Source organism: Cohnella baijiui (assembly GCF_020731285.1).
In the GTDB taxonomy this organism is placed as follows: Bacteria; Bacillota; Bacilli; order Paenibacillales; family Paenibacillaceae; genus Cohnella.
Window position 1 is genome coordinate 1 of record NZ_JAJFOW010000137.1, and the last position, 385, is coordinate 385.

Below are 385 nucleotides of genomic sequence, written 5' to 3' on the forward strand. Positions count from 1 at the left end.
GCAACACACTACCATTTTCCGCGACACCCGACCACTTCATAGACCATGTTCCTTCACACTGCGAAAAATGCCAGACATCGCTAGTCGGCGTAAAGGATGTCCAGTGCGAGAAACGCCAGGCGTTTGACCTCCCCGCGCCCAAAGTCGTGGTGACCGAGCATCGCCTCCATCACAAAGTTTGTCCATGCTGTCATCATACGCAGCGTGCACCGGCGCCTGCTGGCATTCGAGCTCCCACGCAGTACGGGACAGGGTTCGCCGCTTGGACGGTTTATCTGAGTGTGTACCAGCTCATGCCGCTTGAACGGATCGGTCAGTTATTCGAAGATGTGTGCGGCTGCCGCCCCTGCGACAAAACGTTGCTTTCCTACCTGGAATCCGCATC

Annotated in this window: 1 protein-coding gene; it reads left to right on the top strand. The window is 56.6% G+C overall.

The window, feature by feature from the left end; all coding sequences use genetic code 11:
• Positions 1-38: 38 nt before the first annotated feature.
• On the top strand, positions 39-385 hold a 347-nt coding region (locus LKX83_RS34590; protein ID WP_227887303.1), incomplete at its 3' end, for an IS66 family transposase zinc-finger binding domain-containing protein.